The following is a 19356-nucleotide window of genomic DNA, read 5'->3' on the forward strand; positions in this document are numbered from 1 at the left end:
GAAAGGCGCGGATCATCGCCGGCCAATTGTGCCGGTCCTTCCATGACGAACATGTCTGCAACATGCATGCGCAATGTGATGCTCCTTCTTCGCGAGAAGCTATTAGAAGGTTTCTCGGTTGTGTCAAGAAAAAAGGCGCGTTTGGAGACGCCTCGCGCAAGACGCCAAATCGGCCTCGCGACATTTTCGGGACGTCTTGCATTAGACTAAAGTCATAATCCGAAAGCATCGCTCTTATTGCAGTTAATTTTCTGTCACTCTGACACTCCGCGCATTGCACCCTTATGGGGAGTCCGGAGGAGAGAGATGGGCTCCGCAATGCGCCGAATGGGACATCTGTGGAGGACAGACAATGGCAAATGTTGCAGCCGTGAGCGGCGCCGCCCGTCCAATGACGGGTGAAGAGAAGAAGGTGATCTTCGCCTCTTCTCTCGGAACAGTCTTCGAATGGTACGATTTTTATCTATACGGCTCGCTCGCGATCTATATCGGCGCGAACTTCTTCAGCCAATATCCGGAAACGACACGCAACATCTTTGCGCTGCTGGCCTTCGCCGCCGGCTTCCTCGTGCGCCCCTTCGGCGCGCTGGTATTCGGCCGTCTGGGCGACATTGTCGGCCGCAAATATACCTTCCTCATCACCATCCTCATCATGGGCGTTTCGACCTTCCTCGTCGGCGTCCTGCCCGGCGCATCGCAGATCGGCATCGCCGCTCCGATCATCCTGATCGTTCTGCGCATGCTGCAGGGCCTGGCGCTCGGCGGTGAATATGGCGGTGCGGCAACTTACGTGGCCGAACATGCGCCGAACGGCCGCAGGGGCTATTACACCTCGTGGATCCAGACGACGGCGACGCTCGGCCTGTTCCTGTCGCTGGTGGTCATTCTCGGCGTGCAGTTCGCACTCGGCAAGGAAGCCTTCGCCGCCTGGGGCTGGCGCATTCCCTTCCTCGTCTCCGTTCTGCTGCTCGGCGTATCGGTCTGGATTCGTCTGAAAATGAATGAATCCCCCGCCTTCAAGAAGATGAAGGAAGAAGGTAAAACTTCCAAGGCGCCGCTCAGCGAAGCCTTCGGCCAGTGGAAAAACGCCAAGATCGCGCTCATCGCGCTTGTCGGCGCCGTCATCGGTCAGGCCGTCGTCTGGTATACGGGCCAGTTCTACGCGCTGTTCTTCCTGCAGAGCATTCTGAAGGTCGACGGCCAGTCCGCCAACATCATGGTGGCGGCGGCCCTCATCCTCGGCACCAGCTTCTTCGTCATCTTCGGCTGGCTTTCCGACAAGATCGGCCGCAAGCCGATCATCATGGCCGGCCTCATCCTTGCCATGCTGACCTACTTCCCGCTGTTCAAGGCACTGACATGGGCCGGCAACCCGGCGCTTGCGCAAGCCCAGTCCAGCGTTCGCGCCACCGTGACCGCTGCCCCCGGCGACTGCAAGTTCCAGTTCAACCCGACCGGCACGGCGAAGTTCACCACATCCTGCGATATCGCCACCTCGTTCCTGACGCGCAACTCCGTTCCCTATGACGTGGTTGCAGGAGCAGCCGGCCAGCCGGCCAGCATCAAGATCGGCGATGCGACCATCGCCAGCTACGACGCGGCCGCCGCCGGCGCGGATGCGGCAGCCAAGGACAAGGCCTTCCAGAAGCAGGTCAACATGGCGCTTCACGATGGCGGCTACCCGCTGGTGCGCGGCGCGGCACAGGTGCCGGACGCGAAACTGGATGCCTTCATTGCCGCAAACCCGGAGCTTAACCTCAATGCGGAGGCCGTTCGCGCTGCCGACAAGAAGATGGTCGCGACCGACAAGCTGGTGGCGGACAAGCTGCTGACACCGGCAGAAGCCGCAGGTGCCGCGGAAATGGCCGTCTACACCGTAGCCGGCGGCGGTGCCTTCTCCATGGTGGCCGATCCGGCCGCCGTGAACTGGGTCGTCATCATCGCGGTCCTGACCGTCCTCGTCATCTACGTGACGATGGTCTACGGCCCGATCGCGGCCCTGCTGGTCGAACTGTTCCCGACCCGCATCCGCTACTCCGGCATGTCGCTGCCATACCACATCGGCAACGGCTGGTTCGGCGGCCTTCTGCCCGCCACCGCCTTTGCGATGAGCGCGGCGAAGGGCGACATCTATTACGGCCTCTGGTACCCGATCATCTTCGCGGGCATCACGCTGGTCGTCGGCCTGCTGTTCCTGCCGGAAACCAAGGATCGCGATATCCACGCCATGGATTGAGCCATACCCTGTTTGACATTTTCGGAACCCGGCGCTGAAGCGCCGGGTTCTTTTATTGCGCAGTACGTCCGCATATCGAACAAGACTGTCGCAGCGGGCTGTCATTCCGTCGCAGGCAAGACAAAATCAATATGGAGACAAAGCCCCCCTGAATAGGTTATGACCCCCCTATATTATCAGGCAGAGGGAGAGCCATTTTGAGAATCGGGACACCTAAGGAATTATATGAGGGCGAGGCGCGCGTCGGCATGACGCCCGACAGCGCCCAGGCATTGCAGAAACTCGGATATGATTGCATTCTTGAAACCGGTGCAGGCAAGGCCGCGGGTTTTTCCGACGACGCCTATCGCGCAGCCGGTGTAACGATCGTCGATAGCGCCGATGCGCTTTACGCCGGTTCCGACATCATCGCCAAGGTTCGTCCGCCGGAAACGTCGGAGATTGATCGCCTGTCTTCGGACAAGACGCTGATCTCGTTCTTCTATCCCGCCCAGAACAAGGACCTTCTGGAACAGGCGAAGGAAAAGGGCGCAAATGTCATCGCCATGGACATGGTGCCGCGCATTTCCCGCGCCCAGAAGATGGACGCGCTGTCCTCCATGGCCAATATCGCCGGTTATCGCGCGGTGATCGAGGCAGGCAATAATTTCGGCCGCTTCTTCACCGGTCAGGTCACCGCCGCCGGCAAGGTGCCGCCCGCCAAGGTGCTCGTCATCGGCGCAGGTGTTGCCGGTCTCGCCGCCATCGGCACGGCCACCTCGCTCGGCGCCATTACCTATGCCTTCGACGTTCGCCCGGAAGTGGCCGAGCAGATCGAATCCATGGGCGCGGAATTCGTCTATCTCGATTTCGCCGATCAGCAGCAGGACGGCGCCGCCACCGGCGGTTATGCCGCTCCCTCCTCGCCGGAATTCCGCGAGAAGCAGCTCGAAAAATTCCGCGAACTCGCTCCGCAGATCGATATCGTCATCACCACGGCGCTCATTCCGGGCCGCGACGCCCCGAAACTGTGGCTCGCCGACATGGTGGCGATGATGAAGCCGGGTTCGGTCATCATCGACCTCGCCGCCGAGCGCGGCGGCAATTGCGACCTCACGGTTCCCGACCAGCGTGTCGTTTCCGACAATGGCGTCATCGTCATCGGCTATACGGATTTCCCGAGCCGCATGGCCACGCAGGCCTCGACGCTCTATTCCACCAACATCCGCCACATGATGACCGATCTGACGCCCGCCAAGGACGGCAAGCCGGTTCACAACATGGAAGACGACGTCATCCGCGGTGCGACGGTCACCTATCAGGGTGAAATCACTTATCCCCCGCCGCCGCCGAAAATTCAGGCGATTGCCGCGCAGAAGCCGAAGGAAAGAGCAAAAGAACTTACGCCTGAGGAAAAGCACGCCAAGGAACATGCCGACTTCAAGGCGCAGACGAAAAGCCAGGTCGGTCTGCTCGCAATCGGCACGGCGATCCTGCTTCTGGTGGGCGCTTTCGCGCCGGCAAGCTTCATGAGCCACTTCATCGTCTTCGTGCTGGCCTGCTTCGTCGGTTTCCAGGTCATCTGGAATGTCAGCCACTCGCTGCACACACCGCTGATGGCGGTGACGAACGCGATTTCCGGCATCGTCATCATCGGCGCATTGCTGCAGATCGGTTCCGGCAACTGGCTGGTGGTGATCCTCGCCTCGCTTTCCGTCCTGATCGCGACGATCAACATCGTCGGCGGTTTCCTCGTGACACGGCGCATGCTCGCCATGTTCCAGAAGTCCTGAGCCGTGTAGGGGACATTCAATGACCATTGGTATCGTTTCCGCGGCCTATGTTGCCGCAGCCGTTCTTTTCATCCTTTCTCTCGGCGGCCTTTCCGGACAGGAAAGCGCCAAACGCGCCGTCTGGTACGGCATTGTCGGCATGGGTCTCGCCATCGTCGCCACCGTCTTCGGCCCTGAGATCAGCAAGGGCGTCGGGCAGTGGCTCGTGGTGCTGCTGATGCTGGCGGGCGGCTCCGTTCTCGGCTATTTCGTCGCAAGCCGCGTGCAGATGACCGAAATGCCGCAGCTTGTTGCAGCCCTTCACTCCTTCGTTGGCCTCGCCGCCGTCTTCATCGGCTTCAACGCCCATATCGAGGAAGCGCATGTCGCCTCGCTCGATGAGACCGCGCGTTCGTTGCTGACGGGCTTTTCCGCCATTCTCGCCCACAAGACGCCGGTTGAACTGGCGATCATGAAGGTCGAGGTCTTCCTTGGCGTCTTCATCGGTGCGGTCACCTTCACCGGCTCGGTCGTCGCCTTCGGCAAGCTTGCCGGCAAGGTGGACGGCAAGGCGAAGAAACTGCCGGGCGGGCATCTGCTCAATGCCGGCGCTGCGATCCTGTCGCTCGTGCTGCTCATCATGTATTGCAACGGCGCCGGCGCTTGGACGCTGGTGCTGATGACGCTTGCCGCCTTCTTCATCGGTTATCACCTGATCATGGGCATCGGCGGCGCCGACATGCCTGTCGTCGTTTCGATGCTGAACAGCTATTCCGGCTGGGCGGCGGCGGCAATCGGCTTCACGCTCGGCAACGATCTTCTGATCGTCACCGGTGCGCTGGTCGGCTCCTCGGGTGCGATCCTCTCCTACATCATGTGCAAGGCCATGAACCGCTCCTTCATCTCGGTCATCCTCGGCGGCTTCGGCGGCACGACGGGTCCGGCGATGGAAATCGAGGGCGAGCAGGTGGCGATCGACGCCGAAGGCGTGGCCGCAGCGCTGAATGACGCCGACAGCGTCATCATCGTTCCCGGCTACGGCATGGCGGTGGCGCAGGCGCAGGCCGCGGTCTCCGAACTGACCCGCAAGCTGCGCGCCGACGGCAAAACCGTGCGCTTCGCCATCCACCCGGTCGCAGGCCGCCTTCCCGGCCACATGAACGTGCTGCTGGCCGAGGCCAAGGTGCCCTACGACATCGTGCTGGAAATGGACGAGATCAACGACGACTTCCCCAATACCGACGTCGTCATCGTCATCGGCTCCAACGACATCGTCAATCCGGCCGCCCAGGACGATCCGAACTCGCCGATTGCCGGCATGCCGGTTCTGGAAGTGTGGAAGTCCAAACTGGTCATCGTCTCCAAGCGCGGCCAGGGAACGGGTTACTCCGGTATCGAGAACCCGCTGTTCTACAAGGACAATACCCGCATGTTCTACGGCGACGCCAAGAAGTCGATCAACGATCTTCTGCCGCTGATCAAGTAAATGAAAGGGCGTTTCCGGGAAACCGGAAACGCCCTTTTTGGTTTCTTCTCGACGTCATCCTCGGGCTTGACCCGAGGATCCATCGCGCGTCGGATCGTGGATCCTCGGGTCAAGCCCGAGGATGACGACGGTGAGGTTCGAGCTGGTGCTCGGCCAAAACGGCCGCGCTCAAAGCACCCGGTAACGCCGGTTGAAATACATCAGCGCCTCATCGCCTTCATTGATCTTCATATCCACAACCTCGCAGATCAGAATATCATGCGTGCCGCCGTCATGCGCCTCGCGGATGCGGCAGTCGAAAGAGACAAGCGCGTCCTCCAGAACCGGAGCGCCGGTTTCAAGCACACCCCAGCTCCCGGCGGCGAAACGCTCTTCCGCCGGCGTCTTGCCGCCGAAAAGCGTGCTCAGCACCTCGTGATGGGCGGCGAGCGTGTTGACGCAGACGACACCATTGGCCTTCACCACACTGTAAGCGGAAGAATTGCGGTTGAGGCAGATAAGAAGCGTGGGCGGATTGTCGGAAACGCTGCAAACCGCTGTCGCTGCAAAGCCTGCACGGCCTGCCGCCCCGTCCGTGGTGACGATATTGACCGCCGCACCGAGCCGCGCCATGGCGTTTCTATAATCTAGGCTGCGCTGCTGTGCAGTCTTCGTCTCCATTTCCGCTTCCTTTTCAAGAGACATCATCTGCATCTAACCCATCCTTCCTTAACAGGCCATCAAGCCAGCACACAGGCGTCTTCGAAGCCAAGGCGGGGCAACCGTCCGAAAAGCTTCGACGGATCGCCATAGCCGAGATTGATCAGGAAATTGGACTTCCACGTCGTGCCTGCGAAAAATGCCGTATCCACCTTGCCTTTGTCGAAACCGGACATCGCTCCGGTATCCAGTCCCAACGAGCGGGCTGCAAGGATGAGATAACCCGCCTGCAGCGTGGCATTGCGGAAGGCCGTTTCCTCGGCCACGGCCGGGCTGGAGGTGAACCACGAACGGGCATCGGCATGCGGAAACAGCATCGGCAGTTTCTCGTAGAATTCGCGGTCGATGGCGGCGATCACGGTGACAGGTGCTGCCATGGTCTTTTCGAGGTTGCCCGAAGAAAGCGCCGGCCGCAGTTTTTCTTTCGCTTCCTGGCTGCGCACGAACACGAAACGCCCCGGCGAGCAATTGGCCGAGGTCGGACCCATCTTCGTCAGATCGTAAAGCTCTCTCAGAGTCTCGTCGCCGACCGGCTTGTCAGCCCAGCCATTATGGGTGCGTGCCGCGGTGAAAAGTGCTGCAAGTGCCTTGTCGTCAAGTGCTGTCGTCATTGTCCTAGAAATCCCGTCAGAATGTTCATGTTGCCGGTAGCAGAAACTGCAAAAGCCGTGCGTTGAAAAGGTCAGCTTCGGTAATATTGACCGCATGCGCCCCGAAATCGAGAAGGCAGAGTTCGCCCTGCGGCAAACCCTCAGCGAGACGCAGGGAGCGGGTGTAGGGCACCAGAAGATCGTCTTTCGTGCCCACCACCAGAACCGGATTGCCGATCTCGCCGAGGCGGGCGTCCACATCGAAGGCCCTCAGCGCCGCGATGCGCCGAAGCACATTCCCCTTGCCCTGAAAATGCGCGACGCCATGGGCATCGTCCCGCGCCAGCCGCTCCTGATGTTCCGACATCCACGCGGCCGGATAGAGAAACAGCGGCTGGGCTTTCACGAAAGCCTCGACACCGGATTTCTCCAGAAGCTCGATCCGCACATCGAAGCAGCGCCCGGAATGCGGATCGGCCTTGCTCCAGGCATTGATCAGAACGAGCCTGTCGATAAGACCGGGCTGGCGCAGCGCGATATCGAGGCCGATCAGACCGCCAAGCGCATGGCCCATGAAGTGGAATTTTTCGAGGTTCAGGGCCGAGACAATCTCCAGCACGTCATCCGCCATCGCCGATATGCCGCCCTCCAGCGGCACCTCGCCGCCGGTCCTGCCGGTTCCGCGATGGTCGTAGGTGACGATCCGGAAATGATCGGAGAGGGCTTCGATCTGCGGCGTCCAATAGGCGCCCGATCCGCCCAGCCCTGATGACAGCAGGATTGTAGGCGCCTCAGGATCAGTCCGGCCATGAACCTCGAAATGCATCATCTGCCGTTTCGCCCTATTTGCCGATATGGGCGACGGTGGCGATTTCCACCAGCGCGTCAGGCTTTACGAGGCCGCACTGGATGCAATAACGCGCCGGCTTGTCGCCGGGGAAATATTCGGCATAGACCGTGTTTACGGCCTGATAATTCGCCCAGTCGGTGATGAAGATATGGTTCATCGTCACGTCCTCCATCGTGCCGCCGGCGGTTTCGATGACGGACTTGATGGTTTCCAGAACATGACGGGTCTGCGCGCTGGCATCGCCCACATGCACGACATTGTTGTCCTTGTCGAAGGGCAGCGTGCCGGAAACGTAAACCACGCCATCGGCAAGGGTTCCCGGCGAGAAGGGAGCGATGGGTTTGCTGGTGCCGGCGGGCACGACGATCTTCTTCGGCATTTCGTTCTCCTCTTGTGGTTGGATATCAAGCGCTGACGGGTGCGGCCTGCGAGATGGCGCCGCAGAAATCATTGACGGTGGCGACCCAGCCGAAAAATTTCTCGACATTATAGACCGTCGCCTGCTGGATATAGTCCGGGCCCAGATGATGCGTGGCATCCTCCAGCATCACCCCGAAATATTCGAGATGGAAGGCATCGCGCAGCGAGCTTTCCACGCAGACATTGGTGGCGATGCCGACAAAGACCAGATTGCGGATACCGCGGGCGCGCAGTACGCTGTCCATATTGGTATTGAAGAAACCGCTATAACGCGTCTTCGGCACCAGAATATCGCCGGGCTGCGGTTGCAGCTCATCGACAATGGCGTAGTCCCACGTGCCCTTGGCCAAGAGCTGGCCCTGCAGCTCCGGCCTTTTGCGCATGGTCTTCAGCGCGTTGGACTTGTGCCAGTTGGGCGAGCCCGGCCCGCCGGCCTCGACATAATCCTTGTCCCAGCCATTCTGGAAATAAATGACCTGAACGCCCGCCGCCCGCGCGGCATCCAGCGTCTTCTTGATGTTGGCGATGGTGCCCTTGGCCCCGGAAATATCGAACCCAGCCAGATCGACATAACCGCCCTCGGTCGAATAGGCGTTCTGCATGTCGACCACGACAACGGCGGTTTCGCTGGGTTTGAGGGTGATCGGTTCCGGCCGGGCGGGAAGCGTCACGCTTTCCGAACGGCTTTCCGGGCCCTTGTAACCCGCCACAACGGCTTCACTCATTCCGCAGCCTCCAGTCCGGCCTGAACATGCGCGCGGCTCTTCATCAGCGGTTGCACATATTTGCCGAATTTTTCGACGCCTTCGAGGAAGTCGTCGAAGGTCAGCATCACGCCGCCCGTTCCCGGTACTTCGCTCATCTCGTCCAGCATGGCCGCCACTTCCTCATAGGAACCGATCAGCGTTCCCATGTTGATGTTGACCGCCGAGACGGGATTGGACATGTGCCGCACATTGGTGTCGGAGCCGGATTTGGTATCGACAGCGCTTTGCAGGCCGAGCCACTTGATGGCATCCTCATCCGCACCCGCCTTGTAGTGCTCCCACTTCGCCCAGGCATCCTCGGATTTTTCCTCGGCAAGGATCATCGTCAGCACGACGGATTTCACCTCGCGGCCGGTCTTTTCCGTTGCTGCCAGCAGCCGCTCATTGGTGGGCGCGAAAGCCTTCGGCGTATTGACACCGACACCGAAGCAGAAGCTGTAATCGGCGAACTTGGCTGAAAACGCCATGCCGGAATTGGAGGAGCCGGCGCAGATGAGTTTGACGTCGCCCTGCGGCACCGGCTTCATGCGGCAATCCTCCATCTGGAAGAACTTGCCCTTGTAGTCCGACTGGCCCTCGGTCAGCAGCTCTTTCAAGATGGACGTATATTCGCCGAGATATTCATAACGGTCGCCGAAATAATCGTCGCCCGGCCAAAGCCCCATCTGGCTGTATTCCGGCCGCTGCCAGCCGGTAATCAGATTGATGCCGAAACGTCCGCCGGAAATGGAATCGATGGTCGTCGCCATGCGGGCAACGATGGCCGGCGGCATGACCAGCGTTGCGGCCGTGCCAAAGAGCTTGATCTTGGAGGTGACGGCGGCAAGGCCCGCCATCAGCGTGAAGGATTCCAGATTATAGTCCCAGAATTCGGTCTTGCCGCCAAAGCCGCGCAGCTTGATCATCGACAGCGCGAAGTCGAAACCATATTGCTCCGCCTTCAACGTGATGGCCTTGTTCAGGTCGAAGCTCGGTTTGTATTGCGGCGCGTTTTCTGACAGCAGCCAACCATTGTTCCCGATCGGGATAAAAACACCAACTTCCATCTTGCTGTTCCCTTTTTTGCATCAGGTGTCTCCTGACTTGGCAAAAGAGTAGCAGGTTCTGTGCCAGACCAAATAAAATAATTTTATCAAATGGATAAAATTTTGGAGGCAAATTATTTTTACCAAAAGATAAAAATTTTATCATTCGATAAAATTATTTGCCTGTTTATTCGGCAAATATCGAACGCAACCTGTGGGGAATGGGTGGCTCTTACATCGGTCTTGGAGCACTGAACGGCATTCGAAGACCTCTCTTCCGTCATGCCGGCCTCGAGCCGGCATCCAGCCACGGCGCGTCCGCTCCGTGAGAGGAGCCTTTCGCGATCAAGGACTTGATCGCACTGGACCCCGGATCAAGTCCGGGGTGACGGCGCAGGGATTTTACGACTCAATCGAACACACACGTGCAACGGGGCACGTCTGCGCGATGAGAACAACAATCGCAAAGCTATGCTGAAATCTCAGACGAGGCGCTGCTGCGCATAGGCATGCACAGCCCGGAAAGCGGCTTCCGCACCGGCGATGACCCGCTCTTCCTCTTCGACCGTCAGCGAAATTTCATCGAGCGCGGCGGTAAAGGTGCGCCAGTGCAGGCCGCGTCCTTCCGGAGCACCGGCCAGATGGCGTGCGCCGAATTCTTCATTCAGACCAAGCTTGGCAGCATCTTTCAGCAGGAAAGCAGCGCCGAGATTGGAGCCTTCGACCACATAAAGCCAACCCATGGCCTCCGGCAGATCGAACGGCGTTTCACCGGTAAAGCGCGGCTCGGCCGTTTCGGGAATGGAAAGGCCGAGATCGGCAAGGTCCTGCTCGATCATGGAGAGACGGCGGCGTCCCTTGAGATCGGGAAGCAGGCCATCGAGCGTCGCATTGGAAAAGAAGACATCGAGGTCACGATGGAAAAGATACTGCGTTTCCACGAATTTGCCGAAGTTCTCCCGGCTCTCGAACGGCTTCGACGCCATGATGAAGGCATCGAGATCGCCATGCGCGCCGCGCGTCGCAGCTTTCAGGCGCTTGACGCGGCTCTGCTCAATGTCTGCTACAGGCGCTGACTGCTCCGCAATGGTCATGATGATGGTCCCTTTATCCCTAATATTCAGATTGCTGATAAAAATCTTTACTCCAACAGTCAAATTTTATTTTCGCATTTATCCGCTCGCCCTGCAAAGAGCATAAGCCCGCTGTCGCCATGGTAAAGCAGCCTCCCCTGCCCCTGTACAACCCTTCCATCCCAACGCCTCGCAGCATTGCCGCTCAACACACGACGAAGCGAATTCCCCGATTCCCGTCTTCCGAACAGTCAAGATGCAATTACCTCTTTACAACTAACATGTCAGAGCGTTATCAATGTGCAATCACCTTCGAGGAGCATCTTACTTGACCCAGAAATTTGGCCTTTCGGCAGCCCTGACCACCCCTTTCAAAAAGGACGGAACGGTCGATATCGACGTCATGATCGCCCATGCCCGACGCTGCCTCGCAAATGGCTGCGACAGCGTGACACTCTTCGGCACCACGGGCGAAGGATGCTCAGTCGGCAGCCGTGAACGGCAGGTCATTCTTTCCCGCTTCATCGAGGCGGGCGTTGCGCCTTCCCGTCTGGTCACCGGAGTTCTGGTGGATTCCATCGAGGACGCGGCCGACCAGTCGGCCGAGGCCCTGAAGGCCGGCGCCCGCAACATTCTGCTTGCTCCGCCCTCCTATTTCAAGAATGTCGGCGATGACGGCCTGTTTGCCTGGTTCTCGGCGGTGTTCGAAAAGATCGGCAAGGGCGCTCGCGATATTCTCGTCTACAACATTCCTTCCGTGACCATGGTGACATTGTCGGTCGAGCTGGTTGGACGGCTGAAAAAGGCATTCCCCGGCATCGTCACCGGCGTCAAGGATTCCTCCGGCAACTGGAGCCATACCGAGCGTCTGCTGAAAGAACATGGCGACCTCGCCATCCTGATCGGCGATGAGCGCGATCTGGCGAAGGGTGTTCGCCTCGGCGGCCAGGGCGCGATCTCCGGCGTCGCCAATTTCCTGACACAGGAAGTCCGTGCAATGGCCGTCGATGGCAAGGATGACAAGCGCGTCGAAGATCTTGTTGTGGAACTTCTGAAATTCCCGGTTACGCCAGCGGTCAAGGTGCTGGTATCACACACGACAGGGGAAAATATCTGGCCGGACGTGCGCGCACCGCTCGTCGCCATTTCGCCAGAGGACCGGCGGCAGATCGAAGGCGCATTCGATGCGCTGTTTCGCAAACAGGCCGCTTGAACAGACCTTGAAAGGTTGAGCATGGAAGAGACCGGCGAACAGACATTGCGAGAACGGGCGTATGAGAGCTTTACGCATCACCTTCTCTCGCGCGACGTTCGCCCGGGGCAGTTCATCTCGCAACGCCGCCTCGTGGAATTGACGGGTCTGCCGCTGGGGGCGATCCGGGAGGCCATTCCACGGCTGGAGGCGGAAGGTCTCATCAAGACTGTGCCGCAGCGGGGGTTGCAGGTCGCCCATATCGACCTCAACCTCATCCGCGAGGCGTTCCAGTTCCGCATCTTTCTCGAAAAGGAGGCTGTCGCGCTCTTTACCCGCTCGGCCTCGGACGAGGCCATCGCGAAGCTCCTGAAACAGCATCGCGATATTGCCGAAGCGGCTGAAAATGGCGGGGAATCCCCGGAACTGGACGAGCATGCGCAACAGGTGGACTGGGGCATGCACGATGCCTTCATCGATGCGCTCGGCAATTCGATCATCTCGAACGCCTACCGGGTCAATTCCATCAAGATGCGCCTTATCAATCAGGAGCGCTTCCGCATCGCCGGTCACGTGAAATCGGTGATGAAGGAACATCTCGCCATTCTCGAAGCCATCGAGAGGCGATCTGTCGAAGACGCCGTGGAACGGCTGACCGCCCATATCCGCAACGCAAGGGACAGGGCGCTGGCGGTGTAAGGCAGTTCCGGCAGGGTCGAAAACGGTCCTGCGCCGGGATTGCAGGAAAATAAGCAACAAGCCGGGGTGAGGAGAATTTCCGGCTAATCTGGAGGAGAACTGACATGACGCATTCATTGCTCAACCCCACGCGTCGCGCCTTTCTGGCAGGCACGGCCGCGATTGGCGGCGGCGCGATGCTCGGCATTCGCCCGGCATCGGCGGCGGTGAACTGGAAAAAACACGCCGGTACCACGCTTGAGGTCAATCTCGTCAAAAGCCCGCGCAGCGAAACGCTGATCAAATATCTCGGCGAATTCGAAGAACTGACCGGCATCAAGGTCAATGCCGAAGCCACACCGGAACAGCAGCAGCGCCAGAAAGTCGTCATCGAGCTTTCCTCCGGCAAGCCGAGCTTCGACGTCGTGCATCTGAGCTATCACGTGCAGAAGCGCCAGTTCGAAAAGGGCAAGTGGCTGGCCGATATCAGCGGCTTCCTCAAGGACCCGTCGCTCACCGATCCGTCGCTCGTCGAAAAGGATTTCGCCGAAGCCGGCATGTTGTTTGCCAAGGATAGCGACGGCGTGCTGCGCTCGCTGCCCTTCTCGGTGGATTACTGGATCGTCTACTGGAACAAGGAACTCTTCGAGGCCAAGGGCCTGAAATACCCTGAAACCTTCGAGGAACTGGTGACGGCGGCGGAAAAGATCACCGATCCCGCCACCAACACCTATGGTTTCGTCGCCCGCGGCCTGAAGAACGCCAATACCCCGGTCTGGACCTCGCTGATGCTGGGTTATGGCGCAAGGCCGATCAGCGCGAACGGAAAGATCGATACCGAATCCAAGGAAGCGGTCGAAGCGGCAGCGCTTTACCAGCGCCTGATGACCAAGGCCGCCCCTCCCGGCGTCTCCGGCTTCAACTGGGCGGAAGCGCAATCGGCCTTCCTGCAGGGCAAGATCGGCATGTGGTTCGATGGCGTCGGTTTTGCGCCGCCGATCGAGAACCCGGAAAAATCCCGTGTCGTCGGCAAGGTCGGTTATGGCGTCATGCCGAAAGGCCCGGCAGTTCAGGCCGCCGGCACGTTTGGCGACGGTCTCGGCGTCGTCGAAGCCAGCAGCAAGAAGGAAGCCGCTTATCTCTTCTGCCAATGGGCGATCTCGCATGAAATGGGCGCGCGCCTGTTGCAGGCCGGTGCCGGCGTTCCATTCCGCCAATCCATCCTCGAAGACCAGAAGGTCCGCGAAGGCGTGAAGATGCCGGCCGCCTGGCTGGATGCCGTTGTCGGTTCGGGCAAGGTCTCGCAGCTTGCGCTTCCCGTCATCATTCCGGTGACGGAGTTCCGCGACATCTACGGCGTCGGCCTCACCAACATGATCGGCGGCGCAGACCCGGCGGCCGAGCTGAAAAAGGCGACGGAACAGTTCGCACCCGTTCTGGCACGTAGCGAGGGATAATGGCCTCCGTGAGCATCGAAAACACCAAGACAGGCGTCAGTCGTAGAGAAGGGAGCAGGCCGGCAAGGCTTGCTCCCAACTACTGGCCCTTCGTCATACCGGCACTTATCGTCATTTCGGCGGTTATCGTTTTTCCATGGGTCTTTACCCTGTGGATGAGCGCGCATCGCTGGACGCTCGGACAGGAGCAGAGCTTTATCGGTTTCGAGAACTACATCCGGCTCGCCCGGCGATATCAGGTTCTGGGAATCGCTCTGGCACACGCTGATCTATACCGTGCTGTCGGTCGTCGCCCCTTTGTTCCTCGGAACATTGGCGGCGCTGGTTTTCGATGCGCAATTTCCGCTGCGCGGTTTTCTGCGTGGCGTCTTCGTCATGCCGATGATGGCGACCCCGGTCGCCATCGCGCTCGTCTGGACCATGATGTTCCACCCCCAGCTCGGCGTTCTGAACTATCTCCTGTCGCTCATCGGCATCGGACCGCTGGAATGGATATACAACCAGTCGACCGTCATTCCCTCGCTGGTGCTGGTGGAAACCTGGCAGTGGACGCCGCTCGTCATGCTGATCGTGCTCGGCGGGCTGGCCGCAGTGCCGCGCGAACCCTATGAGAGCGCTGAAATCGACGGCGCCAACGCCTGGCAGAAATTCCGTTACCTGACCATGCCGATGATTGCGCCGTTTCTGATGATCGCCGTCATCATCCGCTCCATCGATGCCGTCAAAAGCTTCGACATCATCTATGCGATGACTCAAGGCGGGCCCGGCACGGCGTCTGAAACCATCAACATCTATCTCTATAATACGGCGTTTTCCTATTACGACATCGGTTACGGCTCGGCCATGGCCGTCGTCTTTTTCATCATCATCGTGGCGCTGTCCTTCGTGCTTTTGATGGTGCGCCAGCGCTCGCAGTGGAACGAGATGGAGGATCGCTGATGTCTGGAAAAATCCTGAAACGCAAAAATCTCGACCGCATCGGCCTTTTCTTCGTGGCACTGGTGATGATCTCGCCGGTCATCCTGTTCTTCATCTGGATGATCTCACTCTCGCTGAAATATGAGATCGACAACGGCGCCTATCCGCCGATCCTCATTCCCGAACGTTTCGCCTGGTCGAACTATGTGAAGGTGTTCGAGGAAAACAATTTCTTCCTCTATTTCTGGAACTCGGTGCTCGTCACCGGTGCGGCCACCATTCTGGCGCTCGTCATCGGCGTACCCGCAGGTTACGGCATCGCCCGGCTGAAGGCGGAAAAATCCGCCGTCGTCATCATGATCGCCCGCATGACGCCGGGCCTCTCATTCCTCATTCCGCTGTTCCTGCTGTTCCAATGGCTGAACCTCTTGGGCACGCTCTGGCCGCAGATCATCATCCATCTTGTGGTGACGGTTCCGATCGTCGTCTGGATCATGATCGGTTATTTCGAGACCACACCGAAGGAACTGGAAGAGGCGGCAAGCATCGATGGCGCATCCTCCTGGCAGGTGTTCCGGCTGGTGGCGCTGCCGATTGCCAAGCCCGGCATCGTCGTCTCCTTCATCCTCGCGGTCATCTTCTCGTGGAACAACTTCGTCTTCGGCATCGTGCTGGCCAGCCGTGAAACGCGCACCCTGCCGGTCGCGGTCTACAACATGCTGTCCTTCGAACAGGTCAGCTGGGGACCGCTGGCCGCAGCCGCGCTCATCGTCACGCTGCCGGTGCTGCTGCTCACCATGTTCGCACAGAAACAGATCGTGGCGGGTCTCACCGCCGGCGCCGTCAAGGGCGGCTGAACCAACAAAGGGCATTCCATGCCCTTGCTTTTTAAACGCAATTCCGGACGCAAAACCGCGACACACTTTTGCTGGAATTGCTCATAACGGGAACCAAAAACATGGCACCGGTCAATATTCAAAATGTCCAGAAGCGCTTCGGCTCGGTCAACGTCATCCACGGTATCGATATCGACATCAAGGATGGAGAATTCGTCGTCCTCGTCGGCCCTTCCGGCTGCGGTAAGTCCACCCTGCTGCGCATGATCGCGGGGCTGGAGGAACTGAGCGACGGCGAAATCCACATTGGCGCGCGCGAGGTCAGCCATCTGCCTGCCCGTGACCGCGATATCGCCATGGTCTTCCAGAACTACGCGCTTTATCCGCATATGACGGTCAAGGATAATATGGGCTTCGCGCTGAAGCTGAAGAAGGTGAGCGCCGAGGAAACCAGGGCCAAGGTCGACAGGGCCGCCGCCATTCTGGGACTGGAAAAGCTGCTGGACCGTTATCCGCGCCAGCTTTCCGGCGGCCAGCGCCAGCGTGTCGCCATGGGCCGCGCGCTGGTGCGCGATCCGCAGGTCTTCCTGTTCGACGAGCCGCTTTCCAACCTCGATGCCAAGCTGCGCGTGCAGATGCGCGGCGAGATCAAGGCCATGCACCAGCGCATCGGCACCACCACCATCTATGTCACCCACGACCAGGTGGAAGCCATGACCATGGCCGACAAGATCGTGGTGCTGCATGATGGCGTGATCGAGCAGATCGGCGCACCGCTCGAGCTTTACGACAATCCCGCCAATCTCTTCGTCGCCGGTTTCATCGGTTCGCCGGCCATGAACTTCATTCGTGGTCGGGTGGAGGAAGGTGTGTTCCGCACCGCAAAGGGCCTCAGCCTGCCGCTGTCCGCCAATGCCGATATCGGTAAGCTGGGCGGCCGTGACCTCGTCTACGGCGTGCGGCCGGAACATATCCGCGCCGCCGAGAGTGGCATTGAAGGCCGGGTCGAACTGGTCGAAGGCACCGGCTCGGAAATCTACGCCAAGCTGAACTGCAAGGGTGACGAGATCGCCTGCCTGTTCCGCGAACGCCTCAATGTCCGCTTCGGCGATACGATCCACATTGCCATCGATCCGGCAACGGTGCATCTGTTCGACAAGGACAGCGGCAAGCGCATCTGAACACGGCAGGAGCGAAGAGAATGGTAAAGGAAGCGGGCGGCAAGCATGTGCTCTGCGTGGGTGCCGCCGTGCTGGACACCCTGTTCCGTGTGCATGACATGCCGAAGGGCGAAGGCAAGGTCCTGCCCTATGAGATGCTGCAGATCGCCGAAGGCATGGCGTCGAGCGCCGCCTATGCCGTGCATCGCATGGGCGGCCGCGCCAGCCTCTGGGGCGCGGTGGGCGACGACGAAACCGGCACCCGCATCCTGCGCGATCTCGCCGAAAGCGGCATCGATGTTACCGGCATGACCATCGCCGCCGGCGCGCGCTCGGCCCTGTCGACGATCATCATCGATGACCGGGGAGAACGGCTGATCGTGCCTTTTACGATCATCGTCTGCATGAGAAAAAACGCTCCTGCACGCCGGCAGATATTGCCCCGTTCGATGCCGTTCTGGTGGATGTGCGCTGGCCGGAACTGGCACTCGATGTGCTCACCGTGGCGCGTGCGCTTGGCAAACCCGCCATTCTGGATGGCGATGTGGCGCCGGTGGAAACGCTGGAGAAGCTTGCGCCGGCCGCAACCCATATCGTCTTTTCCGAACCCGCCGCCGCCCGGCTGACCGGACTTGAAACGGTGAAGGACATGCTGCCGGTGCTGCATTCCCGCTACCCACAGACCTTCATCGCCGTCACCGCCGGTCCGCAAGGCTGCTGGTGGACGGAGGCCGGTGATCCCACGGTGCATTTCCAGACGACGATGCGGGTTCAGGCAGTGGATACGCTGGCGGCGGGCGATATCTTCCACGGCACATTTGCACTGGCGATGGCTGAAGGCATGCAAAGCCGCGCCGCCATCCGCCTCTCCTCCGTTGCCGCCGCGCTGAAATGCACCATCTTCGGCGGCCGCATCGGCGCACCAACGCGTGAGGAGACGGAAGACGCGATGCGGCAATGGCTGGAGTGTGAAGGCGAAGCCGCGCTGCGCGCCTCCTGAGCGCATCCATTGCCCGCATAAAACTATTCCATTTTTGCGATGCCGTTTCCCGGCGAAGTAGTCTAACGTCAAGTCAGAGCAAAGCTTTTCGCAAGCCGCGCCTTTTCCACCTTGAGCCTGCATTCCGCAAAAGTGATCGCCCGATGCATCAGACGACCCGCCCGAGACTGCGCGATATCGGTTTCCGGCCCGGCCATTTCGAGACCGGCCCGCTCAACGCCATCACCGATGTCGAAGGCGTGACCATCGGCCATTCGACCGTCATCGAAGGCAAGACGATCCGCACCGGCGCAACCGCGATCCTTCCGCATGGCGGCAATCTGTTTCAGGACAAGGTGCCCGCCGCCTTCGCCGTCTATAACGGCTTCGGCAAATTTGCCGGCTCCACCCAGATCGAGGAACTAGGCGAACTCGAAACACCTGTTATCCTCACCAATACGCTGGCGACAGGCCGGGCCATCGAGGCGATTAACCACCATACGCTGGCACAGCCGGGCAATGAGAAAGTCGTCTCGATCAATGCCATCGTCGGCGAAACCAACGATTCCCGCCTGAACGACATCCGTGCCGGCCGCCCGACGGTCGATGAGATATCAGCCGCGCTCAAAAACGCTGCCACAGGCCCCGTGGCCGAGGGCGGCGTTGGTGCCGGAACCGGTACGGTCGCTTTCGGCATGAAAGGCGGCATCGGTACCGCATCCCGCGTCGTCACCATCGCCGGAACGACCTATACGCTCGGTATTCTCGTCCAGTCCAACTACGGCGGCCATCTGCTGGTCTGCGGCACGCCTTATGTCAGCCCTGACCATAAGGACAAGGACGGCTCGATCGTCATCATTATCGCCACCGACGCGCCACTCTCCTCTCGCAATCTGAAGCGTTTGGCGGCTAGAAGCTTCGGCGGGCTGGCGCGCACGGGTGCAGCACTCAGCAATGGCTCCGGCGATTACGCTCTGGCCTTTTCCACCGATGAGCGGCTGCGCCGCACGCCCGCGCGCCGCAAGGCCGTCGCAGACTATCCAGAACTTTCCAACGATGCGATTTCGCCGCTCTTCGAAGCAGCGATCGAGGCGACGGAGGAGGCGATCCTCAATTCGCTCTGTGCGGCAACAACGACGACGGGCTTCAATGCCGGCACCGGCAAGGTGTCCACGCTCGAGGCCATTTCCATCGACGCCCTTAAAACCCTTCTTTCAGCCTGACTTTTCCAGACGGAGT

16 protein-coding genes and 2 pseudogenes are annotated in these 19356 nt (G+C 59.9%); 11 read left to right on the plus strand and 7 right to left on the minus strand.

Annotated features, from left to right (window positions below; all coding sequences use genetic code 11):
* The first annotated feature begins 352 nt into the window (after window positions 1-352).
* The 3 genes from O3W47_RS14275 to O3W47_RS14285 all read left to right on the plus strand — a co-directional run bounded on the left by O3W47_RS14275 (window position 353) and on the right by O3W47_RS14285 (window position 5473).
* The gene (locus tag O3W47_RS14275) at window positions 353-2236 is read left to right on the plus strand and encodes an MFS transporter (protein WP_269313998.1); all 1884 of its coding nucleotides are present in this window, start codon (window positions 353-355) and stop codon (window positions 2234-2236) included.
* Window positions 2237-2433: 197 nt separating this feature from the next.
* Window positions 2434-4008: a Re/Si-specific NAD(P)(+) transhydrogenase subunit alpha gene (locus O3W47_RS14280; protein ID WP_080821154.1), complete on the plus strand. Its 1575-nt coding sequence runs from the start codon at window positions 2434-2436 to the stop codon at window positions 4006-4008.
* A gap of 19 nt (window positions 4009-4027) precedes the next feature.
* Window positions 4028-5473, plus strand: coding sequence for an NAD(P)(+) transhydrogenase (Re/Si-specific) subunit beta (locus O3W47_RS14285; protein WP_003522629.1), 1446 nt, complete (start codon window positions 4028-4030; stop codon window positions 5471-5473).
* A gap of 168 nt (window positions 5474-5641) precedes the next feature.
* On the opposite strand, the gene rutF is transcribed toward O3W47_RS14285, so the two are convergent.
* From rutF to O3W47_RS14320, 7 genes are all read right to left on the minus strand, one after another.
* Entirely contained in the window at window positions 5642-6166 is a 525-nt protein-coding gene (gene rutF / locus O3W47_RS14290) for an NADH-dependent FMN reductase RutF (protein ID WP_269313999.1), read from the minus strand.
* A gap of 26 nt (window positions 6167-6192) precedes the next feature.
* The gene (locus tag O3W47_RS14295) at window positions 6193-6783 is read right to left on the minus strand and encodes a malonic semialdehyde reductase (protein WP_020810327.1); all 591 of its coding nucleotides are present in this window, start codon (window positions 6781-6783) and stop codon (window positions 6193-6195) included.
* A gap of 25 nt (window positions 6784-6808) precedes the next feature.
* Complete coding sequence (gene rutD / locus O3W47_RS14300; RefSeq protein WP_170985824.1) at window positions 6809-7591, minus strand: pyrimidine utilization protein D; 783 nt, start codon at window positions 7589-7591, stop codon at window positions 6809-6811.
* 13 nt (window positions 7592-7604) lie between these two features.
* On the minus strand, window positions 7605-7991 hold the full coding sequence (gene rutC, locus O3W47_RS14305) for a pyrimidine utilization protein C (protein ID WP_003492069.1): 387 nt from the start codon (window positions 7989-7991) through the stop codon (window positions 7605-7607).
* 25 nt (window positions 7992-8016) lie between these two features.
* Window positions 8017-8757, minus strand: coding sequence for a pyrimidine utilization protein B (gene rutB, locus O3W47_RS14310; protein WP_269314000.1), 741 nt, complete (start codon window positions 8755-8757; stop codon window positions 8017-8019).
* Window positions 8754-9845, minus strand: coding sequence for a pyrimidine utilization protein A (gene rutA, locus O3W47_RS14315; protein ID WP_137452721.1), 1092 nt, complete (start codon window positions 9843-9845; stop codon window positions 8754-8756). The genes rutB and rutA overlap by 4 nt, the downstream gene beginning before the upstream one ends.
* Window positions 9846-10306: 461 nt before the next feature.
* On the minus strand, window positions 10307-10918 hold the full coding sequence (locus tag O3W47_RS14320) for a biliverdin-producing heme oxygenase (protein WP_080815865.1): 612 nt from the start codon (window positions 10916-10918) through the stop codon (window positions 10307-10309).
* Between the two features lie 307 nt (window positions 10919-11225).
* Here O3W47_RS14320 and O3W47_RS14325 point away from each other — a divergent pair, with 307 nt between their 5' ends.
* From O3W47_RS14325 to O3W47_RS14360, 8 genes and pseudogenes are all read left to right on the plus strand, one after another.
* On the plus strand, window positions 11226-12110 hold the full coding sequence (locus O3W47_RS14325) for a dihydrodipicolinate synthase family protein (protein WP_080815864.1): 885 nt from the start codon (window positions 11226-11228) through the stop codon (window positions 12108-12110).
* A gap of 21 nt (window positions 12111-12131) precedes the next feature.
* Window positions 12132-12788, plus strand: a complete 657-nt coding sequence (locus O3W47_RS14330; RefSeq protein ID WP_137452718.1) for a GntR family transcriptional regulator — start codon at window positions 12132-12134, stop codon at window positions 12786-12788.
* 104 nt (window positions 12789-12892) lie between these two features.
* Entirely contained in the window at window positions 12893-14224 is a 1332-nt protein-coding gene (locus O3W47_RS14335; protein ID WP_269314001.1) for an ABC transporter substrate-binding protein, read from the plus strand.
* Window positions 14224-15163, plus strand: a pseudogene (locus tag O3W47_RS14340) (carbohydrate ABC transporter permease). The gene O3W47_RS14335 and the pseudogene O3W47_RS14340 overlap by 1 nt, the downstream one beginning before the upstream one ends.
* A 14-nt stretch (window positions 15164-15177) precedes the next feature.
* A complete protein-coding gene (locus tag O3W47_RS14345; protein ID WP_170985890.1) occupies window positions 15178-15999 on the plus strand; it encodes a carbohydrate ABC transporter permease in 822 nt (273 codons plus the stop codon).
* Between the two features lie 101 nt (window positions 16000-16100).
* The gene (locus tag O3W47_RS14350) at window positions 16101-17159 is read left to right on the plus strand and encodes an ABC transporter ATP-binding protein (RefSeq protein WP_269314002.1); all 1059 of its coding nucleotides are present in this window, start codon (window positions 16101-16103) and stop codon (window positions 17157-17159) included.
* Between the two features lie 20 nt (window positions 17160-17179).
* Window positions 17180-18138, plus strand: a pseudogene (locus tag O3W47_RS14355) (sugar kinase).
* Between the two features lie 143 nt (window positions 18139-18281).
* A complete protein-coding gene (locus tag O3W47_RS14360; RefSeq protein WP_269314003.1) occupies window positions 18282-19340 on the plus strand; it encodes a P1 family peptidase in 1059 nt (352 codons plus the stop codon).
* Window positions 19341-19356: the final 16 nt, after the last annotated feature.

Origin of the sequence: Agrobacterium sp. LMR679 (assembly GCF_027157905.1) — a bacterium.
In the GTDB taxonomy this organism is placed as follows: Bacteria; Pseudomonadota; Alphaproteobacteria; order Rhizobiales; family Rhizobiaceae; genus Agrobacterium; species Agrobacterium leguminum.